At 47.1% G+C, this 25738-nt stretch carries 24 protein-coding genes and 2 tRNA genes; 23 read left to right on the top strand and 3 right to left on the bottom strand.

Annotated elements, in window-relative coordinates:
• Positions 1–546: 546 nt before the first annotated feature.
• The 20 genes from pyrR to MHI38_RS07230 all read left to right on the top strand — a co-directional run bounded on the left by pyrR (position 547) and on the right by MHI38_RS07230 (position 21410).
• On the top strand, positions 547–1110 hold the full coding sequence (pyrR, locus tag MHI38_RS07325) for a bifunctional pyr operon transcriptional regulator/uracil phosphoribosyltransferase PyrR (protein ID WP_090923734.1): 564 nt from the start codon (positions 547–549) through the stop codon (positions 1108–1110).
• Complete coding sequence (locus tag MHI38_RS07320) at positions 1110–2021, top strand: aspartate carbamoyltransferase catalytic subunit (protein ID WP_418792763.1); 912 nt, start codon at positions 1110–1112, stop codon at positions 2019–2021. Before pyrR ends, MHI38_RS07320 begins: the two co-directional genes overlap by 1 nt.
• A 127-nt stretch (positions 2022–2148) precedes the next feature.
• Positions 2149–3453, top strand: a complete 1305-nt coding sequence (locus tag MHI38_RS07315) for a dihydroorotase (protein ID WP_154957750.1) — start codon at positions 2149–2151, stop codon at positions 3451–3453.
• Positions 3454–3783: 330 nt separating this feature from the next.
• Positions 3784–4926 (top strand): glutamine-hydrolyzing carbamoyl-phosphate synthase small subunit, encoded by a 1143-nt coding sequence (carA, locus tag MHI38_RS07310; RefSeq protein WP_090923731.1) that lies wholly within the window; start codon positions 3784–3786, stop codon positions 4924–4926.
• 1 nt (position 4927) lies between these two features.
• Positions 4928–8143, top strand: a complete 3216-nt coding sequence (gene carB, locus MHI38_RS07305; RefSeq protein WP_253492642.1) for a carbamoyl-phosphate synthase large subunit — start codon at positions 4928–4930, stop codon at positions 8141–8143.
• Between the two features lie 106 nt (positions 8144–8249).
• Positions 8250–8990, top strand: a complete 741-nt coding sequence (gene pyrF, locus MHI38_RS07300) for an orotidine-5'-phosphate decarboxylase (RefSeq protein ID WP_154888154.1) — start codon at positions 8250–8252, stop codon at positions 8988–8990.
• Positions 8987–9628, top strand: a complete 642-nt coding sequence (gene pyrE / locus MHI38_RS07295) for an orotate phosphoribosyltransferase (RefSeq protein ID WP_090923728.1) — start codon at positions 8987–8989, stop codon at positions 9626–9628. The genes pyrF and pyrE overlap by 4 nt, the downstream gene beginning before the upstream one ends.
• 273 nt (positions 9629–9901) lie before the next feature.
• Positions 9902–10849 (top strand): ABC transporter ATP-binding protein, encoded by a 948-nt coding sequence (locus tag MHI38_RS07290; RefSeq protein ID WP_261769239.1) that lies wholly within the window; start codon positions 9902–9904, stop codon positions 10847–10849.
• Positions 10812–11927: an efflux RND transporter periplasmic adaptor subunit gene (locus MHI38_RS07285; protein ID WP_154888156.1), complete on the top strand. Its 1116-nt coding sequence runs from the start codon at positions 10812–10814 to the stop codon at positions 11925–11927. The genes MHI38_RS07290 and MHI38_RS07285 overlap by 38 nt, the downstream gene beginning before the upstream one ends.
• Complete coding sequence (locus MHI38_RS07280) at positions 11927–14851, top strand: ABC transporter permease (protein ID WP_154888158.1); 2925 nt, start codon at positions 11927–11929, stop codon at positions 14849–14851. The genes MHI38_RS07285 and MHI38_RS07280 overlap by 1 nt, the downstream gene beginning before the upstream one ends.
• A gap of 2 nt (positions 14852–14853) precedes the next feature.
• Positions 14854–15717, top strand: a complete 864-nt coding sequence (locus MHI38_RS07275; protein WP_090923725.1) for an ABC transporter ATP-binding protein — start codon at positions 14854–14856, stop codon at positions 15715–15717.
• 21 nt (positions 15718–15738) lie between these two features.
• Positions 15739–17190, top strand: coding sequence for an ABC transporter substrate-binding protein (locus MHI38_RS07270; protein ID WP_090923724.1), 1452 nt, complete (start codon positions 15739–15741; stop codon positions 17188–17190).
• A gap of 150 nt (positions 17191–17340) precedes the next feature.
• Positions 17341–17505 carry a hypothetical protein gene (locus MHI38_RS07265; protein ID WP_167375813.1) on the top strand — a complete coding sequence of 55 codons (165 nt, stop codon included), beginning with the start codon at positions 17341–17343 and terminating at the stop codon, positions 17503–17505.
• A 69-nt stretch (positions 17506–17574) separates the two neighbouring features.
• Positions 17575–17648, top strand: a tRNA-Met gene (locus tag MHI38_RS07260).
• A 58-nt stretch (positions 17649–17706) separates the two neighbouring features.
• Positions 17707–17780, top strand: a tRNA-Ile gene (locus MHI38_RS07255).
• A gap of 221 nt (positions 17781–18001) precedes the next feature.
• Complete coding sequence (locus MHI38_RS07250; RefSeq protein ID WP_154888160.1) at positions 18002–18427, top strand: hypothetical protein; 426 nt, start codon at positions 18002–18004, stop codon at positions 18425–18427.
• 276 nt (positions 18428–18703) lie between these two features.
• The gene (locus MHI38_RS07245) at positions 18704–20275 is read left to right on the top strand and encodes a tetratricopeptide repeat protein (RefSeq protein ID WP_341181118.1); all 1572 of its coding nucleotides are present in this window, start codon (positions 18704–18706) and stop codon (positions 20273–20275) included.
• Between the two features lie 122 nt (positions 20276–20397).
• Positions 20398–20577: a hypothetical protein gene (locus tag MHI38_RS07240; protein ID WP_341181117.1), complete on the top strand. Its 180-nt coding sequence runs from the start codon at positions 20398–20400 to the stop codon at positions 20575–20577.
• A gap of 222 nt (positions 20578–20799) precedes the next feature.
• Entirely contained in the window at positions 20800–20922 is a 123-nt protein-coding gene (locus tag MHI38_RS07235) for a sporulation protein YjcZ (protein WP_090923721.1), read from the top strand.
• A 158-nt stretch (positions 20923–21080) separates the two neighbouring features.
• Positions 21081–21410 (top strand): DUF1904 family protein, encoded by a 330-nt coding sequence (locus MHI38_RS07230; RefSeq protein ID WP_090923720.1) that lies wholly within the window; start codon positions 21081–21083, stop codon positions 21408–21410.
• Positions 21411–21530: 120 nt separating this feature from the next.
• Here the strand turns inward: MHI38_RS07230 and MHI38_RS07225 are convergent, their stop codons facing one another.
• Both MHI38_RS07225 and MHI38_RS07220 read right to left on the bottom strand, forming a co-directional pair.
• The gene (locus MHI38_RS07225; protein WP_341181116.1) at positions 21531–22199 is read right to left on the bottom strand and encodes a hypothetical protein; all 669 of its coding nucleotides are present in this window, start codon (positions 22197–22199) and stop codon (positions 21531–21533) included.
• Between the two features lie 102 nt (positions 22200–22301).
• Positions 22302–22490, bottom strand: a complete 189-nt coding sequence (locus tag MHI38_RS07220) for a DUF6199 family natural product biosynthesis protein (protein WP_308722811.1) — start codon at positions 22488–22490, stop codon at positions 22302–22304.
• A 277-nt stretch (positions 22491–22767) separates the two neighbouring features.
• On the opposite strand from MHI38_RS07220, the gene MHI38_RS07215 reads away from it, so the two are divergent.
• Both MHI38_RS07215 and MHI38_RS07210 read left to right on the top strand, forming a co-directional pair.
• Entirely contained in the window at positions 22768–23916 is a 1149-nt protein-coding gene (locus MHI38_RS07215) for a sensor histidine kinase (RefSeq protein WP_308722810.1), read from the top strand.
• 132 nt (positions 23917–24048) lie between these two features.
• Positions 24049–24531, top strand: a complete 483-nt coding sequence (locus MHI38_RS07210; RefSeq protein ID WP_090923716.1) for a NucA/NucB deoxyribonuclease domain-containing protein — start codon at positions 24049–24051, stop codon at positions 24529–24531.
• Positions 24532–24709: 178 nt separating this feature from the next.
• On the opposite strand, the gene MHI38_RS07205 is transcribed toward MHI38_RS07210, so the two are convergent.
• Entirely contained in the window at positions 24710–24934 is a 225-nt protein-coding gene (locus tag MHI38_RS07205; protein WP_145331980.1) for a hypothetical protein, read from the bottom strand.
• A 214-nt stretch (positions 24935–25148) separates the two neighbouring features.
• Here MHI38_RS07205 and MHI38_RS07200 point away from each other — a divergent pair, with 214 nt between their 5' ends.
• A complete protein-coding gene (locus MHI38_RS07200) occupies positions 25149–25598 on the top strand; it encodes a general stress protein (protein ID WP_308722809.1) in 450 nt (149 codons plus the stop codon).
• Positions 25599–25738 lie beyond the last annotated feature (140 nt).

Below are 25738 nucleotides of genomic sequence, written 5' to 3'. Positions count from 1 at the left end.
AATTGAAAGGAGACTGATTCATCAACTTCATAGATTCAGGAGAAGTGTTTGAAAATAGGGGACAGGTGGTGTTATTTGGATTAGAAACAGGTTGTAATTGTCTATGGATAAATATGCAGGTTTGTTGTATAATTATAAATGACGAATGACATGTGATGTGACATGGATGTTTTGTCGCCTAAATGCTGATTCTAATAAGACGAAGCAGAGGATTTGCACCTGCGAGGTGAGGTGTTGACAGAGGGTTGTCTTTCTGTCATAATTCATGAAGACAAACGGGCATATTGAGATAGAACTCTGTGAGGTTCCTCATATGCACGACATGAATAGCACCTTTAAATCAGTCCCGTGAGACTGGCAAGGTAACGTGAACGATTCATCATTTATTTGCTGCGGCAGATATAATGATGCATCCCGAGAGTAAACTTTCTTCAGCGACGTCTGAAGTTCGGAGACTCCTTGCCAATAAACACGGCAAGGAGTCTTTTTTGTTCTCCTCGTCACGGGGCCATGGTTTCGAAGGAAAATCCTGAGGAGGCTGAACGCATGAGCACAGAGACACATGTCATTATGGATGAAACGGCGATTCGCCGCGCATTGACAAGGATTGCCCATGAAATATTGGAGAAGAACAAAGGCATCGACGATTGCGTGCTGGTTGGAATCCGCACCCGCGGAGTGTATCTGGCCGAACGAATCGCCGCCAAGATCGAAGAGATTGAAGGCGCCAAAGTTCCCTGGGGAGAACTTGATGTAACCCTCTATCGTGATGACCGACTGGATGATAACCAGGCGAATCGCAAGGAACTGTTGATTATGACACCTGAATCACTTTCCATTCATAACAAAAAAGTGATTTTGTTCGATGATGTGCTATATACCGGACGCACAATACGAGCTGCGATGGATGCGCTGATGGACTGTGGAAGACCACAGAACATACAGCTGGCAGTACTTGCAGACCGTGGACACCGGGAACTACCGATCAGACCTGATTTTATTGGCAAAAACGTGCCGACATCCAAATCAGAAGAGATCGAGGTTGCACTCATGGAGACAGACGGACAGGATGAGGTCAAAATCATACAGAACCGAGGGGAGCAGGCATGATGATTACACAGACAGCGCTGAAAGACCGAAGCTTGCTTGGATTAAAAGACATTAGCCGTGACGAGATCGAGTCGATTCTGAATCGTGCAGCCCACTGGGAAGCACAGAAGGAAAAACTCGTTCCGGTCCTTGAGTCCCGCTTTGTAGCGAACATGTTCTTCGAGAACAGTACCCGCACCCGATTTTCATTTGAAATGGCAGAGAAGCGACTGGGAGCTCAAGTGTTGAACTTCACAGCAGCTGCGTCAAGTGTAGAAAAGGGCGAGTCGATCTACGACACGGTTCGAACACTTGAATCCATGGGGATCGATGCAGGGGTCATTCGCTTGAAACCGGCTGGTGTCTTGCAACAACTGGCTCAGAAGGTCAGTGTGCCGCTAGTGAATGCGGGAGATGGCAATAATGAGCATCCGACGCAGGCGCTCCTTGATCTCTACACGATGCGGAAGGCATTTGGTGAGCTGAAAGGTTTACGTGTCTCAATCATCGGAGATATCATGCATAGCCGGGTAGCACGCTCTAACTTGTGGGCACTGCAAAAGTTTGGTGCAGATGTACGTTTCTGCGCACCGCAAACAATGCAGGCGCCAGAGCTTGCAGAGCACGCACCTTATGTAGGTCTTGAAGAAGCGCTGGATGCTGATGTAGTCATGATGCTCAGGGTTCAACTGGAACGTCATCAACATGGCCTGATCACTTCAGCTGAGGATTATCGCGAACACTACGGATTGACGGAAGAACGGGCATCACGCCTGAAGCCAAGTACGATTATTATGCACCCTGCACCTGTGAACCGTAACGTTGAAGTGGATGATGCGGTTGTAGAGAGCGAAGCTTCACGAATTTTCCCACAGATGGCAAACGGAGTTCCGATCCGCATGGCGGTTATGGAACGTGCGATGAAGCTGTAACAGGGCCTAGCATAGAGTCATAGGCTGGCGAGACGATGTTCTTGCACACCAATGAAGAGAGAGTAGACGATAAAACATTCATCTAGCGGATCTACCCTGCTGGACAGAACCGAAGCGGAGGGCAATTATGGTACAGGTGATAAAAAACGCAAACGTCTTGAATCAACAAGGGGAACTTGAACGGAAAACCATTCTTATAGAAGAAGGTAAAATTAAAACGATCGCTGGCCCGGAAGATGAAATCGTACGGAACGCCGAGAAGTCAGCAGAGCAGGTAACCGATGCATCAGGCAAGCTGGTGATCCCTGGATTAATCGATATGCACGTGCATCTACGCGAGCCTGGATTCGAACATAAAGAGACGATCGAAACAGGAGCTCGCTCCGCTGCGCAAGGCGGGTTTACAACCATTGCCTGCATGCCAAATACAAGACCGGTAACCGACACACCTGAGGTTGTAGAACTGGTACTGAACAAAGCGAAGGAAGCAGATCTGGTTAAAGTGTTGCCATATGCGGCGATTACCAAAAACGAACTAGGCCGTGAATTGACCGACTTTGCCGCATTAAAAGAAGCGGGTGCGATTGGCTTCACGGACGACGGCGTAGGTGTACAGAATGCGCAAATGATGAAGGATGCTATGAGCCTCGCAGCCAGCATGGATATGCCCGTGATTGCCCATTGTGAGGATGATTCTCTGGTAGTTGGCGGGTATGTCACCGAAGGTGAATTCTCCAAACGCCATGGCATCAAAGGCATCCCGAACGAGTCCGAAGCCATTCACGTAGGCCGCGACATTCTGCTAGCAGAAGCAACAGGGGTACACTACCATGTGTGCCATGTCAGTACAGAACAATCGGTTCGTCTGATTCGTCTTGCGAAATCGATCGGCATCAAGGTGACTGCAGAGGTATGTCCGCACCACCTCGTTCTATCTGATGAAGACATCCCAGGCATGGATGCCAATTGGAAAATGAACCCACCGCTACGCTCGCCACGTGATGTGCAGGCTTGTATCGAAGGTTTGCAGGATGGAACCCTCGATATGATCGTGACCGACCATGCACCGCATAGTGAAGAAGAGAAAGCAAAGGGCATGGAGCTCGCGCCATTTGGTATCGTTGGATTCGAAACGGCCTTCCCGTTGCTCTACACGAAGTTTGTTCAAACAGGATTATGGACGTTAGACTTCCTGGTAAAACGCATGACGGCTGATCCGGCTCGCGTATTCAGACTGGATACGGGCAAGCTGGAAGCAGGAGCACCTGCCGACCTGACGATGATTGATCTGAATCAGGAAAAGGCTGTTGACCCGGCAACGTTCGCAACAAAAGGCAGAAACACACCGTTCACAGGCTGGAAGCTGAAAGGCTGGCCGGTACAAACATGGGTGGATGGCAAAAGTGTATGGAATAACACGTTAGAGCAATAAAACAGCAACATGCTGACGTAACACATCGTTAAAAAGATACAATGGAACTCATAACAACTATTTTTTAACGAACTAAAAGCTTGATCAGTAAACACTTTTTATGAACAAACTCAAGGCAAGTCAAGCCTCGAGTCAAAATAGACGCAACAAAGAAAAGTTGAATCCTGCTTTTGAACATAGACGCGGGACGTAACTGCGGAGTGGGCAGAAAGAACCCGAAGAAGCGAAGCGATCGCAGGGTTTTCTGACCATGAAGCTACAGCTAACGTACATCACTTATGTTCAACTCCAAGAATTCAACTTGGATAAACACAGAGGGAGTGAAATGGGATGCAGGGACAGGCAAGATTATTGTTGGAAGACGGCACGCTGTTCACCGGAAAAGCATTTGGTGCGGAAGGTGAAACGACAGGAGAGGTCGTTTTTAATACGGGAATTACAGGCTATCAAGAGGTACTTTCAGATCCTTCATACTGTGGCCAGATCGTAACGATGACGTATCCATTGATCGGTAACTACGGAATTACCCGAGATGACTTTGAGTCGATTCGTCCTTACGTGCACGGTTTCGTGGTACGACGCCATGAGCCAACGCCGAGCAACTGGCGTGCAGAGTACAGCGTGGATAATCTGCTGAAAGAATACGGCATCGTAGGGATCAGCGAGATTGATACACGGATGTTGACTCGCCGGATTCGTCACCACGGTACAATGAAGGGAATTCTCACAACAGGATCGAAACCTGTCGAAGAACTGCTGGAGATGATGGGGGACACTACGATTGAGCAATTGCGTAATCAGGTGCCTATGACGTCTACAGAGCATGTGTACAACAGTCCGGGAACAGCAGAACGTATCGTTCTGGTCGACTACGGCGCAAAAACAGGGATTTTGCGTGAACTCAGCAAACGTAACTGTGATGTTGTTGTCGTGCCTCATGACGTAACGGCTGACGAGATTCGTCGTCTGAACCCGGATGGCATTCAATTGTCCAACGGCCCTGGGGACCCGAAAGACGTACCTCATGCCGTGAACATGATCAGCGAGTTGCTCGGTGAATATCCGATCTTCGGTATCTGCCTGGGTCACCAGTTGTTCGCCCTGGCAGCAGGCGCAGACACGGAAAAACTCAAGTTTGGACACCGCGGAGGCAATCACCCGGTTAAAGAACTGGAGAGTGGACGTTGCTTCATCACATCCCAAAACCACGGTTACACGGTAAACGAAGAGTCTGTGAAGAGCACAGATCTTGAAGTTACACATATCAACAATAATGACAAGACCATCGAAGGTCTGAAACATAAAAAATATCCTGCCTTCTCCGTACAATATCACCCGGAGGCAGCGCCAGGACCTTATGATAACAGCTACCTGTTTGATCGTTTCATCGAGATGATTCGTGAGCACAAGATCACTAACCCGCAAAAGCCGCGTCAAGCCGTATTGGCAGCCGCAGTGAAAGGAGCGCAATAACATGCCGATTAACAAAGATCTCAAAAAAATCCTGGTGATTGGTTCCGGTCCAATCGTCATCGGTCAAGCAGCCGAGTTCGACTATGCCGGTACGCAAGCTTGCCAGGCTCTGAAAGAAGAAGGCGTGGAAGTTGTACTCATTAACAGTAACCCTGCAACAATCATGACGGACACCAATATGGCTGACAAAGTGTACATTGAGCCAATTACGCTGGATTTTGTAACCCAAATCATTCGTCAGGAACGTCCGGACGGCTTGTTGCCAACACTGGGCGGCCAAACAGGTCTGAACATGGCTGTTGAACTCGCACGTGCGGGTGTGCTTGAACGTGAAAACGTGAAATTGCTCGGAACACAACTGACGTCCATCGAGAAAGCGGAAGACCGCGATCTGTTCCGTGATCTGATGCGCGAACTAGAACAACCCGTACCAGAAAGTGTCATCGTTACAACGCTGGAAGAATCGCTGGAATTTGCTGGTGAGATCGGTTATCCAATCATCGTACGTCCGGCCTATACCCTTGGCGGAACAGGCGGCGGAATCTGTGCAAACGAAGAAGAACTGCGCGAAACCGTAGCAGCCGGAATTCGTTACAGCCCGATTGGTCAATGTCTGGTAGAGAAGAGCATCGCCGGTATGAAAGAAGTCGAGTACGAGGTTATGCGTGACAAAAACGATAACTGCATCGTAGTTTGCAACATGGAAAACTTTGACCCGGTAGGCGTTCATACAGGTGACAGTATCGTTGTGGCTCCAAGCCAAACGTTGTCTGACCGTGAATACCAAATGTTGCGTTCCGCTTCCCTGAAAATCATCCGTGCCCTGAATATTGAGGGAGGATGTAACGTTCAGTTCGCGCTCGATCCGCACAGCTTCCAATATTACGTAATCGAGGTTAACCCGCGTGTAAGCCGTTCATCGGCGCTGGCTTCCAAAGCAACAGGTTATCCGATTGCGAAAATGGCTGCCAAAATCGCAATGGGTTATACGCTGGATGAGATCATTAACCCGGTTACAGGTCAAACGTACGCTTGCTTTGAGCCAACACTTGACTATATCGTAAGTAAAATTCCACGCTGGCCGTTCGACAAGTTCACATCGGCGAACCGGAAACTGGGTACACAGATGAAAGCAACAGGCGAAGTGATGGCGATTGGACGTACGTTTGAAGAGTCCATTCACAAAGCGGTTCGTTCCCTGGAGATCGGTGTACACCGTCTGTACCTGAAAGGTGCAGAAACACTGGATGAAACGACGCTGAACGAACGTCTGATGAAAGCAGACGATGAGCGCATGTTCCTGATCGCGGAAGCATTCCGTAGAGGTTATACGCTGCAACAACTGCAGGATCTGACCAAGATCGACTGGTGGTTCCTGGATAAAATCGAAGGGCTCATTAAGTTCGAAGACCGTGTTCGCGCAGAATCCGAATTGACTTCCGAAACGCTCTATCAAGCGAAACGTCTTGGTTTTACGGACCGTGCTATCGCTGAATTGCGTGCCGAAGGTCAACCTGGAGGTACATTGACGACTGAAGCAGAAGTCAGAGCACGTCGTGAAGAGGAGAACCTTCGTCCGGTTTACAAAATGGTAGATACCTGTGCGGCTGAGTTCGAAGCGACAACACCTTATTACTATTCGACATATGAGACAGAAAATGAAGTGTTGCCTTCGGACAAGAAAAAAGTGGTGGTGCTTGGTTCCGGCCCGATCCGGATCGGTCAAGGTATTGAGTTCGACTACTCCACAGTACATGCAGTATGGGCTTTGCAGAAAGCAGGATACGAGGCGGTTATTATCAATAATAACCCGGAGACTGTATCCACAGACTTTAACACTTCTGACCGCTTGTACTTCGAACCGCTGTTCTTCGAGGATGTCATGAACGTCATTGAACAAGAGCAACCGGTAGGCGTTATCGTGCAGTTCGGTGGGCAAACGGCAATCAACCTGGCAGCACCGCTGCGCAATGCAGGAGTAACGATCCTCGGAACGGATCTGGAAAGCATTGATGAAGCAGAGGATCGTAAGAAGTTCGAACGCCTGCTCTCCCGTCTGGAGATTGCACAGCCAAAAGGTAAAACGGTCACTTCCGTAGACGATGCTGTGGAAACAGCTCAATCACTTGGATACCCTGTACTCGTTCGTCCTTCGTATGTCCTGGGCGGTCGTGCAATGGAGATTGTATACTCCGATGCGGAACTCTTGACTTACATGGAGCAAGCGGTAAAAATCAATCCAGAGCATCCGGTTCTGATCGACCGTTACATGCTGGGTAAAGAGGTGGAAGTAGACGCCATCTGTGACGGTGAAACGGTACTGGTTCCAGGCATCATGGAGCATATCGAACGCGCAGGGGTACACTCCGGTGACTCGATTGCGGTATACCCACCGCAGCATCTGTCGGCAGATCTGAAAGAAAAAATTGTAGAGATCACGATCAAAATTGCCAAGGAACTGAAAACCATCGGTCTGGTTAACATTCAGTTTGTTATCCACGAGGGTCAGGTTTATGTTATCGAGGTTAACCCGCGTTCTTCCCGGACGGTTCCTTTCCTGAGTAAAGTAACCAACATTCCAATGGCGAACCTGGCAACACAAGCGATCTTGGGTGTGAAACTGAAAGACCTGGGTTATGTAGATGGTCTGTGGCCGGAAGCGGATCACGTATCGGTAAAAGTACCTGTGTTCTCCTTCGCGAAGTTGCGCCGTGTTGAACCGACTCTCGGACCTGAGATGAAATCAACAGGTGAGGTTATGGGACGTGACCCGAACTATGCGAAAGCTCTGTTCAAAGGTCTGATCGGTGCGGGAATGAAAATTCCAGCAACTGGAGCCATTGTGGTCACTGTCGCAGACAAAGACAAGGACGAAGCAGTACCTTTGCTCGAAGGTTTCTACAGACTGGGATACAAAATCATGGCAACTGGCGGAACGGCAGCTGCGCTTCAAGCGGCTAACATTCCAGTAACCGTTGTGAACAAATTGAGCGAAGGCTCACCTAACATTCTCGATATGATCCGCAGTGGTGAAGCGAACTTTGTGTTCAATACCTTGACTAAAGGTAAAACGCCACAACGTGACGGATTCCGTATCCGCCGTGAAGCGGTTGAGAATGGTGTGGTATGTATGACTTCCCTGGATACCATTCGTGCGTTGCTGATTATGCTACAAACGATCAACTTCTCCTCGGAGGCTATGCCAGCCTTTGTATAATGAATAGTCACTTGATGAAGGACATCAGTCAGCCTGCGGGCTGGCGGGATGTCCTTTATATCGGGCAAAAACGGAAAAAATGAGCACGCGGAAGGGGCGCTGGGATATGAATCACCCGAATTTCAATGAAATGGCTGGACGTCTGATGGTTGCACTCGATTATCCGGGGGCAGATGAGGCACAGAAACTGGTACAGGCTCTTGAGGGTATTCCTTGTTATCTCAAGGTTGGCATGCAGTTGTTCTATGCAGCGGGTCCGGACTTTATTCGGGAATTGAAAGCGAGAGGGTACTCCGTGTTTCTTGACGTGAAAATGCATGATATTCCAAACACCGTGCGTGGCGGAGCCGAAAGCATCACACGTCTTGGAGTGGACATGTTTAATGTACATGCGGCGGGTGGGGCCAGCATGATGCGTGCAGCACGTGAAGGCGCGGAAGCTGCCCTTGCTGCAGATCCTTCGCTGAAAAGACCTGAGATTATCGCTGTGACACAATTGACCAGCACCAGTCTGGAAACGATGAATAACGAGATCGGTATCCCTGGGAGTGTAGAGCAAGCGGTAGTTCGTTATGCCGGGCTGGCTCAGGAGGCCGGGCTGGATGGTGTGGTGGCTTCTCCGCTCGAAGTGCCAGCAATCCGGGTAGCATGTGGCAGTAATTTTCGCACGGTAACCCCCGGTATTCGTCCTGCAGGCAGTGGTCTTGGCGACCAGACACGTGTCCTGACACCAGGTGAAGCTATTAGCAGAGGCAGTCATTACATCGTTGTGGGCAGACCCATTACCGGTGCACCAAACCCGCGTGAAGCGGCAGAGACCATTTTGAAGGAGATGTTGAACGTATGATCGAACTTAGCCAAATTCCAAACCATATCGCTTCTCAGTTGCTAAAAATAAAGGCGGTGGCACTGCGTCCACAGCAACCATTCACATGGACATCCGGCATCAAATCACCAATTTATTGTGATAATCGTCTGACGATGTCTTATCCTGAGATTCGTAACGATATTGCCGAAGCTTTTGCCGCAATCATTCGTGATCAATATCCAGATGCTGAAGTGATTGCAGGTACAGCGACCGCGGGCATTCCACACGCTGCATGGGTAGCTCAGAAGCTGAATCTGCCGATGGCCTATATTCGAGATAAAGCGAAAGGTCACGGCAAGGAAAATCTGATTGAAGGTTTAATCAGCGAAGGACAGAAAGTAGTCGTGATCGAGGATTTGATTTCAACCGGAGGAAGTTCGATTAAAGCGGCAGAAGCTGTACGCGTAGCAGGAGCGACACCACTCGCAGTTCTTGCGATTTTCAGCTATCAGCTGGATAAAGGTGTGAAAGCGTTCGAGGAAGCCGGCATACCTCTACAAACGCTGTCCAATTATACAGCGCTGATGGATGTTGCGTTGGCTCAAGGAACCATTCAAGAGAGCGATTTTGCACTGCTTCAATCGTGGCGTGAAGATCCTTCTTCATTTGGTAAATAATATCATCCCATCAACAATAAACTGTTGCTCAGCAAACGGTATCAAAATTGTAATGATTCCCGTAATGACGGCAAAACTATCGAATAATCAAGAGGCATCCCGTAACTTGGGGTGCTTTTTTGTTATGTTCATCAAAATATTAACTTTTTCACACTGACGATGTAAAAAGCTTGTAACTTTTAGTGGAGAGCAGTCGTTTATAATTCAGTGTAGCATGGAACAGATTTCTAGATTTAGGGCGCATGAAGGAAATGCGCGGCATAACAAGAGAGGATGAGCGTGATTGCTGGCATGAAAAAGTTATTTTCAAGGAAAAGAACTGCCAAGAGCCAATCGGGTGATAAACGCGAACAGGAACAACCTAAGCTGGAGAAAAGGGCTACATCGGAAGAACCTTCGTACATAACGGAGCCCGAGCCTCTAAGCGCGGAAGCGCTCACGTCAGATGAGGTATCTGCTATGGAGGAGTCAGCAACGGCTATAGCCATAGAGGAAAAACCGCAGAAGACCAAAGCGAAGCCGAGAAAGGAACTGTTGCCTCCGTATGATGGACCCGTGTTGGAGGTACGCAACGTTCATCGTAGCTTTCAGACAGGCAGTCGTATCATTCATGTGCTCAAAGGCATTGATATGGAAGTAAAGCCGCAGCAGCTTGTTATGCTGAAAGGACGGTCTGGCTCAGGTAAAACAACATTGCTGAACATGCTCGGCGGACTTGACCAGCCTTCTAGTGGAGAGATTCTATTCTCCGGACAGCCTCTTCAGGATTGGGGAGATCAACGGCGAACCGCTTTGCGGCGCAGAGAGATTGGATTTATTTTTCAAGCGTATGCACTCATGCCTTTATTATCTGCTTGGGAAAATGTAGAGCTGTCGCTCCGTATGGCGGATGTACCGCGGTCGGAATGGAAAGACAGAGTAGGTCACTGTCTGGATCTAGTTGGACTGAGCAAACGTGTCAAGCACCGGCCTTTTGAGATGTCCGGGGGGGAACAGCAGCGGGTGGCCATCGCTAAAGCGATTGCACACAGGCCTCGGTTGCTGCTTGCGGATGAACCAACGGCGGAGCTGGATTCCAAAATGGGTGCACAGGTTATGGCTGTGTTCCGCAATATCATTGAAGTAGAACAAGTAACGATATGTATGACTACACACGATCCTACAATTTTGGAGGTTGCGGACCATGTTTATGAAATGGCGGACGGCAGATTTCTCACGTAAAGGTGCCGTTCCGAAGAGGGGGAAACGCACAGCGCTTATTGTACTTGGTGCAATACTCGCTGCAACGATGTCAGGCTGTTCATTGCTACCATCTGAGTCGGAGGAAGAGGTGCTCCCACCAATAACACCGCCAACGATCTCCAAAAAACCGGAATATGAAGTCCGTACGGAGACGCTGGAGAAAAAGGTGAGCGGTAGTGGCAAGATGATGAGTCAGCGTGAAGAAAAAGTATATTTTACGCTGGATGGCATGCACATTAAGGAATTGAATGTAAAAACGGGGGATAAAGTGAAGAAAGGACAGGTTCTCGCTGTCCTTGACGTAACAAGTGTGGAAAAGGAAATTCGCGGCAAGCGGCTTCAGATTCGCAAATCGGAAGTACAGATGAAGGAAACGCTGCGCAAGAAGGACGAGATGGACCCGGTGGAGTTTGAAGAAGCGACCATTGCTTTTGAAGAACTTCGTCAGGAGCTTGCTGATCTGGAAGAAAAGCTGGGACAATCCACGTTGACGGCTCCCTTTGGAGGTACCGTGATTGCGGTTCAAGTGGAGAAGGGCGCATCGGTCAAAGCGTATGATCCTATTGCGACCATTGCGGATACGTCCAACCTGGTTGTGGCGGCTACATTTGCCAAGGAGGATCTAGAGAAATTTACGTCTGGCATGAAGGCTGAAGTTGACATCAACGGTGCTGGCAAAGTGGCCGGCAAGATCAAAGCAATGCCTACGGCTGAAGCTTCAAGTAACAATAATAGCAATGGATCAGGTCAGGGCCAAGGAGGCTCACCTCCGGCGAAGGAAACGCTGGATCAATATGTCCTTGTTACTCTGGCGAAGATGCCTAAAAATGTAGAACGCGGTACGCCTTTAACGGTTTCGATCGTAACTCAGCGCACCGAGAACGCGATTGTCATTCCTGTATCTGCTTTGCGCTCCATCGGTTCCAGAACCTATGTACAGGTGATCGAGAATGATGGAAGCAAGCGTGAAGTGGACGTTGAGGTTGGACAGCAGACATCAACCGATGTCGAGATTCTGAAAGGTCTGACGGTTGGTCAGAAAGTTGTGGGACGCTAATGGGGCTGCCATTGCTTCGGCTGCTGTTCCGCAAAATGTGGAACACACGCTGGATGACTTTCAGCACATTAATCGGCTTGATTGTGGCGGTAGCGTTCACCGTCAGTATTCCAATGTATGCCGATGGTGCGTTGAAACGGGTTGTCGCGCAGACGCTGCAGGATAACAGTGAAGGTTTACCAGCAGGATCGCTGTTGATGAGTTACCAAGCACCCGGCGGTGCAAAGACCGATACCAGAGGACTGGATGAGGTGAATCGCTACATTCGCGAGGATGTTCCTCGCGACATTGGATTTCCATTTCATACGTATGTGAATTCGAGATCCATTCGCAGTACAGAGGTCAGTCCTGAAGATCCGACCAAAGTGGATGCAAGCCGTGTGCGGAGTATGACACTGGGTACGATGAGTGGACTGGATGATCAGGTGAATTACTCGGCGGGTGTCAAACCTGGGAATCAGGTCAAGGACGACATCATCGAAGCTGTGATGCTGGAAGAAGGGATGTACCGGAATGATCTTCATGTGGGGGATATTCTGGAATACCCGATCTACAGCGGTCTGAATATTACGTTGCGTGTGAAAATTACGGGTTCCTTCAAGGCCGACAATCCGAATAGTCCGTATTGGGTTCAAGGCTTCGACGGTATGATGAATGGACTTTATGTGAATGAATCGGTTTTTAATGACGTATTACTCAAAGAAAAGGGTATTCCACTACAGAATTCACGCTGGTACTATGCATTTGATCTTAAAGAGGTTCAAACCAGCCAGTTATCTGGCCTCAGCTCTGTGCTGGAACGGCTGGATATTGATCTCTATCAGCGGCTGAAAGATACCAAGGTTGATATTACCTTCGGCGATCTGCTCAAACAATTCCGTAGCCAGAGTCTGCAGCTGCAGACGATGCTGTTTACACTTGCTGCACCGATGATTGCGATGGTCTTTTATTTCATCGCAATGAATGCCAGACAATCCCTGCAAAAGCAGGAAAGTGACATCGCTGTGCTACGTAGCCGTGGAGCCTCGGCTCGTCAGATCTTCTCGCTCTATCTGCTTGAAGGCATCTTCCTGGGCGCGATTGCACTGGTTGTTGGGCCGCTACTCGGATGGTTCATGGCGAAGAGTATCGGCTCGGCAAGTGGATTCTTATCCTTTGTAGATCGAAAATCCATTCCGATTGGCGTATCCAAAGAAGCGATTCTGCTTGGCGTGGCAGCGGTACTGGTTGCTATTATTGCATCACTGATTCCGGCAATTACGTACGCACGGGCAACGATTGTATCCGCTAAAAGGCGCCAGGCACGTACCGATCGTGCGCCGCTGTGGCAACGATGGTTCCTCGATGTGGGGCTGCTCGGTCTAGCGGGATACGGATACTATCTGTTTTATGAACGTCAGATGCTGACGTTCCAGACGGGGATGACGACAGATCAGTTACAGGTGCAGCCGTTTCTGTTCTTTGTACCTGCACTAGCGATCTTTGCGCTTGGCCTGTTTTTCCTGCGTTTGTTCCCATGGATTTTGAAACTGATACAGTTGATCGGACGCAAGTTATTACCAGTTCCAATGTATCTGACGTTGACACAGTTATCCCGTTCATCTTCATCCTATTATCCGCTCATGATTCTATTAGTGCTGACGCTCGGCCTTGGAGTGTATAACTCGGCCGCAGCGCGAACCATTGATTTGAATTCAACAGAACGTACGCTTTACCGTTATGGCTCGGATGTTATTATACAAACGGTATGGGAAGGAACTCCCGAGGTGAAGCCAGGAGGTTCTGGACAAGGCGGCGGATCAGGCGGCGGTCAGCAAGGTGGAGGCAACGGAGGGGCCGGTGGTGGCGCTGGTGGAGGAAATGGCGGTGGTGGAGCTCCAGGAGGTGGCGGCGGTGGCGGTGGCGGTTCATCGCAACCAACCAAAATCATATACTCCGAGCCCCCATTTGAAGTGTTCCGCCAATTAAACGGTGTGGAGCATGCTGCACGGGTACTGCAAACGAAGGGCAACATTATTGTCTCAGGGAAATCCGGCGGACAAGGGATGCTCGTTGGTATCGATAATGTAGACTTTGCCAAAGTAGCTTGGTTCCGTAACGATCTATTCCCTGCACATCCTTACAAATATCTTGATTTGCTTGGTAAATATGAAGGGGCTGTACTGATCTCTTCGAAATTTGCTGACAAGTTCAAGCTCAAAACGGGAGACATGGTCTCCATGGGGATACAAGGTCAAGCGATAGAATTTGTAGTTTTTGGCATTATTCCATACTGGCCTTCACAATACCCGGATCAGATGCCATTCTTCGTGGCTAATCTGGATTATATTTATGATCAGGTTCCGCTAATGCCCTACGAGGTATGGTTAAAAATGAAACCGGATGCCAAGGTAGCTCCATTAATGGAGAAACTCGCGGCAGAAGGCATTGAGCTATCCTCTGTCCGTGATGTGCGGACTGAACTGGTCACTCAGGGAAAACATCCATCCAGGGGCGGGGTATTCGGCATTCTGAGTCTGGGATTCCTTGTATCGGTGATCATCTCGTTAATCGGTTACGTGCTCTATTGGTTCTTCAACCTCTCGGGACGCGTGGTACAGTTTGGTGTCCTGAGGGCTATGGGTCTATCCAGAGCACAGCTTAGCGGTATGTTATTGCTGGAGCAGGTGTTCACCGCTGGGCTTTCGATCTTGCTGGGGATTAGTATCGGTCAGGTTTCAAGCAGGCTCTTCCTGCCATTCTTGCAAACGACCGATAATGTGTCTGCGCAAGTTCCGCCATTCCGCATCGTCTTTGAACAGCAGGATATGTTGCAACTGTACGGCGTAACCGTAGTTATGCTGATTATCGGAGCATCGATGTTGCTCTGGCAGATTCGCAGGCTCAGAGTTCATCAGGCGGTCAAAATGGGAGAGGAGAGGTAAACGTGATCCAATGCGAAGGACTTGTCAAAATTTTTAAATCCAGCGATGTGGAAGTCGTTGCCCTTCAAGGTCTCAATCTGACCGTCAATCAAGGCGAAATGATGGCGATTATTGGCAACAGCGGTAGTGGTAAATCAACGCTGCTTAACATCCTTGGCGGCCTGGACCGCCCTACCGCTGGCACGGCGGTGGTTGGGGACTGGGATCTGCTTAAAATGACGGATGCTCAACTCGTGGAATACAAACGTCACACGGTTGGATTCATCTGGCAAAATAACGGTCGTAATCTGCTGCCCTATCTCACCGCACTGGAAAATGTGGAAACACCGATGATTTTGGGTGGCAAACGTGATCGTAAGTACGCTATGCAGTTACTTGAATGGGTTGGTCTGAAGGATCGTATGCATAACAAACTGCATCAACTGTCGGGCGGGGAGCAACAGCGTGTAGCGATTGCGATCTCCTTGTCCAATCGGCCAAAAATTTTGCTGGCAGATGAGCCTACAGGTTCCGTCGATTCCGAGACGTGTGATACAATCATGAACATTTTTCGCAAAATGAATAAGGAACTTGGCGTCACCATTGTCATTGTTACCCATGACTTGACGCTTGCTGGCAAGGTTGATCGGATCGTTGCGATTCGGGATGGCCTGACCAGTACTGAATTTGTGAAACGCAATCCGAATCTGGATGACGATCAGGGGCTGTCTGAAGCAGGCGCGCCTGACGTTCATGAAGCTTTTGTCATTATTGATCGTGCGGGGCGGCTTCAGGTGCCAAAAGAGTATCTGGAAGCCTTGTCCATTGATAGCCGAGCGACATTGGAGTTTGACGGTGAACGTATTGTTATTACACCGCCAAGATAATTTAAGAGGGGGAACTGGGAGATGAAAAACAGGTTGTGGGGAAAACGTGTGCTGGCCATCATGGCAACAGCAACACTGGCATTGCCACTTATCGCAGGATGTACAGCGAGTGAGAATACAGATAATGAACAGCGTGTGCTGCGTGTAGCGACACTCTGGGGAGGACAGGATGACAGCTATTTCCGTCAGCAATTTACGGATGCTTTCGAACTCACACACAAAAATGTCACGGTAGAAATCGTGCCTGCGGTTGATCAGGGCAGTATGTATGGCTTTGGGAATTCCGAACAAGCAAACGAAATGCCAGATACCATGGAGAGTTTGAAGAAAATTATGACAGGAGATAATCCGGTGGATGTCGTTGTAGCAGATACGGCTACGATCAAGTCGTTGATTCAGGAGAACATGGTTAAGCAACTTGATCCGTTAATGCAGGAAGACAAATTTGACACCAGCGACATTGTGCCAAGTGTGCTTGAAGGGATCAAAGATCTGGGTGACCAGAACATCTATGCGCTGACACCAACCTTCTCTTCTTCTGCTCTGTTTTATAACAAGGGAATGTTTGAAAAAGCGGGTGTTGAACCACCAACGGACAACATGACGTGGGACGATATCTTTAATCTGGCGACTCGCCTTACTAAAGGCGAAGGTAAAGATCATGTCTTCGGAATGTCGTTCAGCACATATAACGGCGGCTCTCCGTACTACTCTATGCAACAGTATTATAATTCGCTGCAGTTGAAAGTCTTTGACGACAAGGCAGAAAAGATGACCGTAGATTCTCCGCAATGGGAGAAAGTGTGGAGTACGGTCAGCAAGCTGGCGATTGATAAAGTCATCCCGAAAGGTGACGAGCCACAAGATCAGCAAACAGAAGGACGCTACAATCCTGTTCAGGGCGACTTGTTCCTTAGTGGCAAAACAGCAATGGCGATCGGGGATTACAATTACATCAATCAATTAATTGATGCGAATAAAAATGCAGATAAAATGAAAGATTTTACGAAAATAGATTGGGATGTAGTTACACCTCCCGTTCATCCAGAAGCTCCTGAGGTCGGAGGCAACATCTATCTTAGCAGTTTGATGGCAATCAACAGCTCCGCTCAGAACCCGGATGATGCCTGGGAACTGATCAAGTATATGAATAGCGAGGATTGGGCTAAGATCAAGGCACGTAGCAGCTATGAATTGGTATCCCGGAAAAGCTTCATTAAACCAAAAGACGGACTTGATTACAATATTCAGGCGTTCTACACGTTGAAGCCGGTGCCGCCAACCAACACGAATCTGGATAAAATGTATCAGAAAATGCCTGGACTGTGGCAGGTAAGTGACAAAGGTATGGAGTACTTTAATCAAGTGTTAGAAAATAAAAAGACACCAAAAGAAGCACTGGGTGAATGGGCAGCCAAAGGGAATGAGATGCTTGCGAAGTTGAAAAAAGATCCTAAAGCAACATTCCAATAAGTTATGCACCAGTAACATCCAAGTAACCTTCGTCTATTACAAAAAATAATGGCCGCTGGAGATTTTATCATCTCTGGCGGCTATTTTTAGGAATTTGGGGTATTCTACAATTAACAGCAGTATATGAACCCTTTGGAAAGGACGAGCAGGATGAAATGGATATATTTCAGCAAGCTGTATGCAACGAAATTTCAAGCAGGTTGCCTAGCAAAAAGACTGGAGCAGGATGGCTGGATTTACGGACACAATGAGCCTGAAGAAGTTGAAGTGTATCGTTCACGTAAAGGTCGGTATGGTGTGCGATTTATTCCCTGAGATTACCCCTTGACTTATGATGGAGTAATAGTGTATATTAATTAAGTCGCTGTTTATTAATTTTAACGACGCGGGGTGGAGCAGCCCGGTAGCTCGTCGGGCTCATAACCCGAAGGCCGCAGGTTCAAATCCTGCCCCCGCAATATAGCTTTACTGGATGGTTTACAGCGACCATCTACACTGTTATATATTATTTGTTCAGGGCCCTTAGCTCAGTTGGTTAGAGCGGTCGGCTCATAACCGATTGGTCACAGGTTCGAGTCCTGTAGGGCCCATATTTTAGAACCCTTGCGATGCAAGGGTTTTTTTCTGTTTTCATAGACTTCTATTTTCATAGATGGGAACGACGTATAGTTTAGCTAAGGAATAAAAACAGTACGATTCTATTTTTTTATTGGCTTCTATACGACTTTTTTTCAATGATGGGATGGATGTCCATGCCAGATGATCATTCTCGCATATACTATCTCAATTCCACCTATAGGAGGTAGATTTCATGACTCAGTTAATTGATGCAAGAACCTCGCAAAATGCGAGTTTGGCTAACTCCATCGCTATTCCGATTCTCGTTATTAACACACCACAGTTGTTTGGACAGATTGGATTGGTGACAACAGCCACAATCGGAGCGAACCCTCGGGTTCAATTCAAAGGAACCGTGACTCTGCAGCTTCCTTTGGCACTCGTTGGTGTAACGATCACGGTAGTTCGGGGAACCGTCTCCACAGATCCTGTCATTTATTCTGCAACGTCCACGTTTAACTTGAGCGTTCTGGCACCACAAGTTATTACATTCTCTGCGGACGATTACAACCCACCAATTACACCACAATTAACGTATACGGCTTTTATCAGCACGAACTTGCTGGGTACCGTTCGTGTAGGTCCAGAGAACTTCGACGGTGTCTTGTACTCTGACTAATGGTTACTCTTTTGTTAGAAACATAAATGCGAGTCCAAACTGTTTTTGATTTACTACGAAGTTTATAGATATTCATTTTATAGGCGCTGTGCCTGTTTCCATAAGGAGCAGGCTTTTTTTTGTAGAGAGGGTAGAAAGGAATGACGCTCTGTATTCGGGGAAGAATAAATAGAGTATAGAAAGTAAAATAAGAAGGATATGATATAATTGTTTTTCTTCATAGAATTAGATGACTTGGTCCTAATAAATAGATAGAAAGCGAGTTTGATATAAGTGATGATGAAGAACGAAGGCCGGTATGTCCGGTTTAGTGAAGCGCCGGTTTGGGATTGGCAGAGAGCTTATTATGAACAGATGGGATTGGAAGCTTGGGAGAATCACCAGGTGCCACAGTATATTACGAGCAATCCATTCATTGCAACAGCCTATGCTGAAATGATTTTCAGCTTTTTACAGGATCTGATGCTCAAAGGTGAACAGCATGAGATGGTTACCATCGTTGAACTTGGTGCAGGAGCAGGAAGACTGGCTCACCAGGTGCTCAACAAGCTGTGTGCTTTGAAGGAAATTGCGGGTATGGAGCTACCGCCTTTCCGTTATGTGATGACAGACCTGGCTATGGAGAATGTGATTGCCTGGAAAGAGCATCCTTCGATGCAAACATACATAGAGCAGGGAGTACTGGATTTTGCACGTTTTGATGCGGTGCACGATACAGCGTTGAATCTGGTTATGTCCGAAAAAACAATAAGGCAAGGGGATCTACAACAACCGCTGCTACTCATTGCCAATTACTTCTTCGATAGCATTCCGCAGGACTTGATTTACATTGGGGAGGGGCAAGTATTTGAGTGTGATCTACTTGTAGAACTTCCACAGCATGTAGCAGAACAGAACCCTGCCGAGATCCTGGAAAATATGACACTGAAATATAACTATCGTCCCGCACCCGAGTATATGGAAGAGACCTACCCATACGCCGAGCTGATTTCGCTGTACCGTGCTGAGCTAGAAGATTCGCATATTCTGCTTCCCTCCACAGGACTAGGATGTCTCGAACGATTAAGCAAGCTTTCCCGGTCAGGTTATGTGTTAATTACGGCGGATAAAGGGGATCATCGGCTGGATTACTGGAAATATGCAGAGCCGCCTGAATTCGCATTTCATGGCAGTTTCTCGCTCTCAGCTAATTATCATGCGATAAAGGTTGTAATGGAACAGCAGGGTGCTTCTACGTATTTTACGGCACATCATTATAAGGATCTGAACGTTGGCATGATTTTAATGCTGGATGATTCAATCAGCTACGCGAATACAAGGCTGGCTTATCATCGCTTTGTTGAACGCTTTGGTCCAGACGATTTCTTTAGTCTAAAAGAATGGGCAGATTTTAAAGTGGAACAGATGGATCTTAGACAACTTCTGGCTTTCTGGCGATTGGGCGGGTACGATGCCGAGTTTCTGATGGTTGCGTGCTCTCGGTTCAAAGATCTTTTGGCGGATGCGAGCGATGAGGAGATGTTTGACCTTCACTCTGGCATCAGACGGATGTGGTCCTCCTATTATCCAATGGACCATCGGAATCAGGTTGCTTTCGTATCAGGTCAGTTATTATTGGAGATGTTTATGTATGAAGAGGCTAAAACGTTCCTGGAGGAATTGCTGACTGGTGACCTTGACGCACTGAATGCTGAATCTGATGCTCAACAGATAACGGTGTTGTATGATTTGGCTGTGTGCTGTTATGAGTTGGAACTGGAACAGGATGCTCTTATCTACGTTCGCCGTGTACTTGAAATAGATCCGAACCATGAAGAGGCGGCGGCACTTCTGGACGGTTTGGAATGAATCCCATTTCACAACCAGCTATATTAGTTGAATTCAAGTGAAACCCTTCTCCATTTTTTTAAGTATTACTAAAAGAAATCAATTCCAAATTTAAGTAATTATGAGAGGGAGGAGGGAGAGCGATGGAAAAAGTCCTATCAATTTTGTTATTTCCGTTGTTATGGCTTGTAGGGGCTCTTAGCATTCTCAGTGGAAATAGCACCAGTATGACTGATCTCGTATTACTTAAGAAAGATATAGAACGAGACTCTAGTTATGATGGACAAGCCATTTTTGATCAAATCGAAGGAATTAAAGGTTAGTTACATAAGACGATTTGGACTATAGGCCAAGTCGTACCTGAACCGATGAGGTGATTCTGCTTTTGTTCTAGATTCAACGTACAGGCCCGGCAGAAAAGCCCTTATCATTGAAGATGATACACTCCCAAGGATTGGGCCATGAGACTTGGACATTCGCCCGGTCACTGGAGGGAAATACGCATATGTTATGGCATACCTTGAAATTCAAAGGAGGCCAATCAAATGAGTCATGTTGGATACGGTTGTGGCAATGTTGGTGGATTTGGCGGAGCGTGGACTTCGACTAGCGCAATTCTCGTTCTCTTCATTTTGCTCGTCATCATCACCAAATCTTTCTGGCTGTAAGATAACGGTCAGACGCGCGTGCATCAGCTCCACCAAGACTTTGGTGGGGCTTTGCTCTTGTTTTACAGTCCAATATGACATGAATGACATTTGACAACTGAAAACAATGTGCTTAAAATCACATAAGGAGACTACTAACAGAGATTGAAGGGATAGCAATGCCGTTTATACGATTTAAAGGATTTACGGGTTCAGAGCTGGAGGAAGTTGTGCCTCAAATTACCGAACAAATGGCCTTAATCACTCATATTCCGCAGGAACGAATGAAAGCAGAACGTCATGATGTACAAGCTTTGACACCTTCCCCGGCATCCATAGAGATTTTGATGTTTCAGCGTGATCAGGAGATACATGATCGAATTGCAGCATCCATGCAGTCTATTCTAGAGAAGGCTGAACTGCCGGATGTGCATATTTTTTTCAATATATTATCCCCTAATTTGTATTATAAGAAAGGCAAACCGCTAACAGATTACCGATTGGATTAGACAGCGGGTGAGATGTGAGAAGTTCAGGATCCATTTCGGAAAAAGAAAACGAATAAGCTGCTCGAAAGAGAAGCAGCCTGGTAACCCTAAGACGAGCAGTTTTGACCATGCTCGTCTTTTTTATTTATGCAAGGGGCGTCTGATGTCCAGACTTATGGAAGTATTGGAGCGTTTATGAGTTAAGTGATGAACGGTCACGGTAAGAGCGAGTGCAACGAGTGAAAGGGCCACAGCCGCCCAAAGCACCTGTGCTCGCCCTAAATATAGGATCGCGATGATCGTCATGACGAGTCCAATACCAGCCACTGTATAGTTTGAAAATGAGAGCAGGCTACTCGCCTTAGCTATATCTTCGCCTCTCATCAGTCTTGACTGGAGTTTCTTCAGAACCAAGGCTTCCCAGCAGTTGACTATAGCGAGAAGTGCAGCCCCCAGAAACATAACTGCAATATGTAATCTCAGGTAGGGAAGAGAGGACGCGATGCCGATGAGCAACAATGTTTTGGTCACAGGAATACCGATCAGGAGTCTTGAAAATATACAGTGTTTCATCAACTTATGGAATGTGAATTTTGCTACCGCATAAGCTAGCAAGTAAACGCACAGGAGTAGCAGTGCAAATCCAATCGATTCCGTTTGTTTGTAGATTAGGCAGGTCAAGGTTGTGATTGAGATCACTTGTATAAGTGAGAGCAGTGTTCTGGCCGCCCAGAACGGATAAAATGCGATGTTCATACCAATGTGTCCTTTCTGCAACGATACATCTATATCATTTATCTTACGGCGCACACTGTAGTAACACCACAAACAAAGTTATCATATTCCCGTCAGTGCATACGAAAAACCAGCTGCGCAGGAGGCAACTGGTCTTTTTACAAATGTATTGTTGTATTACGCCATAGCAAGAGTAAAAGCAGTAAGCAGCATAAACAGACTAGACATTCGCACCATCGTCATGTAAGATTTGCTGGGTTCCGTCTCACCTTGCGCAATCCAGCCATAACGAAGATACCAGCCAAATTTGGGGAAACACAGATTGATGATACACAACATCATAAATATAAAAAAGAGAGTTTTCATCGTCGATCTTCCTTCCTCGTCGGGCTATTAACGACCCCGCCTTTAAGGTCTGCGCCTGGAAAAAATGTAGACAATCAACGCCGGACGATGATGAATAAACTTTATCTATGTGTTTTTGAGTGTAGGCAAGTTATTGTAAATGGATAAAGATTGATATGATTAAGAACTATTACCCAAGAACTACATTGTTTGAATAACTGTGGTACAATAAAATAGATTGTTTAATATCAACACATACCATCTGGAGTTAAGGATGTGAGATGGGGGAGACACAGGCATGAGTTTATATAATCAACTTCCCTTGCAATGGGAATTTATTATCTCGAAATTAAAATCCTCCGTTACCGTAGTTGACGCTACCTCGCCTGAGCTTCCGCTCATGTATGTTAACGAACATTTTACCCGTCTGACCGGATATACGCACGATGAGTCGATCGGGCGGAATTGCCGATTTCTACAGGGTACAGATACAGATCCCGAAACCGTTTCAAGCATTCGGGAAGCAATAAGTAAAAAACAATCCATTAAGGTTGAAATTTTAAACTATACCAAAAGTGGTCAGAAATTCTGGAATGAGCTGAACATCGATCCCATTTTCAATGAATCTGGTGAGTGTATTTATTTTGTTGGTATTCAATATGACATCACTGAACGGAAATATGCGGAGCAGCAGCTGAAGACGGCAGCTTCTATGGCTGAGAAAACAAGCAGAGGGCAGCTGGAATTCATCGGCAAGTTGAATCATGAGCTTCGTACACCGTTAAACGGCATCATGGGCATGATCGAGCTTGCGGGAATGGGCAAGGTTACCGAAGAGCAAAAAGAATACCTGGATCTGGCACGTCAGTCCGGGGAGGCGCTCCTGAACATCGTAAACAACAGTCTGGATATGGCGAAGCTTGGCAGAGGCAAAATGGGAGTGGAGCATATTGAATTCCAGCCATTGAAGCTGATTCAGCAAATCGTGAAGACACATGAGCTGGCGGCCATGAATAAACAAATTCGTTTAGTTTGCCATGCTGATCTGAATGTTCCTGATGTGCTTTGGGGCGATCCACTGCGATTAAGGCAGGTATTGGATAATTTGCTGAGCAATGCCATCAAGTTTACGGAGCAAGGGGAAGTGCAGCTTCTCGTGGATGTCAAGCAGCAATCGCATGAGATGACCACGTTGGCTTTCTCTGTACGGGATACAGGGATCGGCATTCCGTCTCATCAGATGGACCAACTGTTTGATGCCTTTACGCAATCGGATATTTCACATGCAAGAAGGTTCGGAGGCAGCGGGCTTGGATTAACAATCTGCAAAGAACTATTAGAATTAATGAACGGTAGTATTACTGTAGATAGTGCTGAAGGAAAAGGAACAGAGTTTCAGGTGACAGTGCCTTTTCTAAGTACACAGAGTATTTTTAACGCAGGATAAGATATGCAGTGAGCGGCCGGATGGATCCGGCTGTTTTTTTTATGTTGAATTTTGTTGTGGAATAGATTGTTTTACGAACTGGCGTTCTGTTATAATGCTATGGATGTTAGTGTTACATGGGGGAGGCGCATCATGAGTAAGAGACGTAGCAGAAGAAGCAAGAGAGGAAGCCGGGGATTCAAAAGTAAAATACTGACCTTAGTCGGCATGGTTGTGATTGCTCTATATGCCTTGGCAGGAGGAGAGTGGCCGCTGGATATTCCTTCTCCGTTCAAAACAACCGACAAGAGTGTAGATCATACGATTACTTTTCCGGCAGAGCGGTATCCCGAAACAGCAAACCATATCCGAAAGGCGATTCAAGCGGGGCATTCCGATGTCTGTACAATTGACCGGAAAGGTGCTGAAGGAAACAGGGAACTGTCACTGAAAGGTGTACCGGTCAAAAAAGGCAAGGATCGGGATGAGTGGCCTATGGCGATGTGTGCGGAGGGTGGTAAAGATGCAGATATCCAGTACATTACGCCAAAGGATAATCGCGGTGCAGGCTCATGGGTAGGCAATCAACTAAGTACATATCCGGATGGTACGCGTGTTAAATTTGTAGTGAAGTAATCCGCATCATTAGTTACCATAAGAAAAACCAGACGTTGGAGGCGTCTGGTTTTTAAATATAAGTTGGCTGTAGTAGAAACACCGAGGTTCTCACCTACAGTGTATCTTTATCTATTAGTGTCTGTCTAAGTTCTCTGTAAGGAGAGCAAATGAATTGAATGTGCTTGCGCACAAGTGCCTAAACGAGTTGCATCGTGCCCAGATGGTGAGAACGAAGGGTTAACAGGCGAGTGACTTGTTCGACTTCATCAAACGGAATCCACACATTTCCCTGTACAGTTCGTAAGGAGAGAATAGAGCTGTCTGCTGAGCGCTCTGGAAAACCGGTTACGGTCTGTCCGCTTGTATTCCGAACCATGATCTGTTGATTGCGGCGAATGGCAATTTCTACCTCTTTTTTCATAAGTCATTGCTCCTGATTTATAAGATGTTCATCGATATGTCGATATTTTCAATGGTTAATTTGTCTTCTTTATCTAGTCTATCAGAACTAGGTATAGATTTCCAGTAGAGAAATGATTAAGCTGATGTAGGTGAATTGACTTAGCAAGTGAAGATACGTTACTAAACATAAACTACAGGGTTATATAAGGTATCAGGAAGAGGAGGGGAACCGCATGACGAAACTGTTTGTTGGGCTTGCTCATTCGGAGCACGAAGCAATTATTATGTTGAATGCCTTAAAGAAGGAAGGCATCCAAGATCAATATTTGGGGGCTGTAGGCAAGGAACAGCTGGATTTGGAGATGATCAGTGAGAGGACAGGGTTACCCAAACCGCTAAAAGGTGCTGGAACGGACGGAGCGTTTGGAGCGTTGAAGGGCATATTAGCAGGGCTCGGAAAACGAATGGATCAGACCGCATCCATCGGGAAGGCAGTGCGAAGATTAGCGGGCAATGAGATCGGAAGTGAGACGGATGATCTGGTCCTAACGCTGACAGAAGCAGGCATTCCGGAAGTTGACGCACGTCATTACGAGGACTGGCTATTGCAAGGTCATATGCTAATTTTTGTAGAGTGTAGTGAGGAGCAGGTGGAGCGTGTGAAGCCTATTTTGCTTTTTTAGTTTAATTTAATGCTGATTTTAGGTTCCTTTAATGTTGGAGAGGTATTCTTATCTCACACCTCCCTTAATATAGATGGTTTACCGGAAGTCCGGGACCGCAACTCGGACTTTCTAGGCACTGTGAGCTGGCGCTTGCAGTG

Source organism: Paenibacillus sp. FSL K6-1558 (assembly GCF_038002565.1).
In the GTDB taxonomy this organism is placed as follows: domain Bacteria; phylum Bacillota; class Bacilli; order Paenibacillales; family Paenibacillaceae; genus Paenibacillus; species Paenibacillus polysaccharolyticus.
This window is presented reverse-complemented; position numbering and strand designations above follow the sequence as displayed.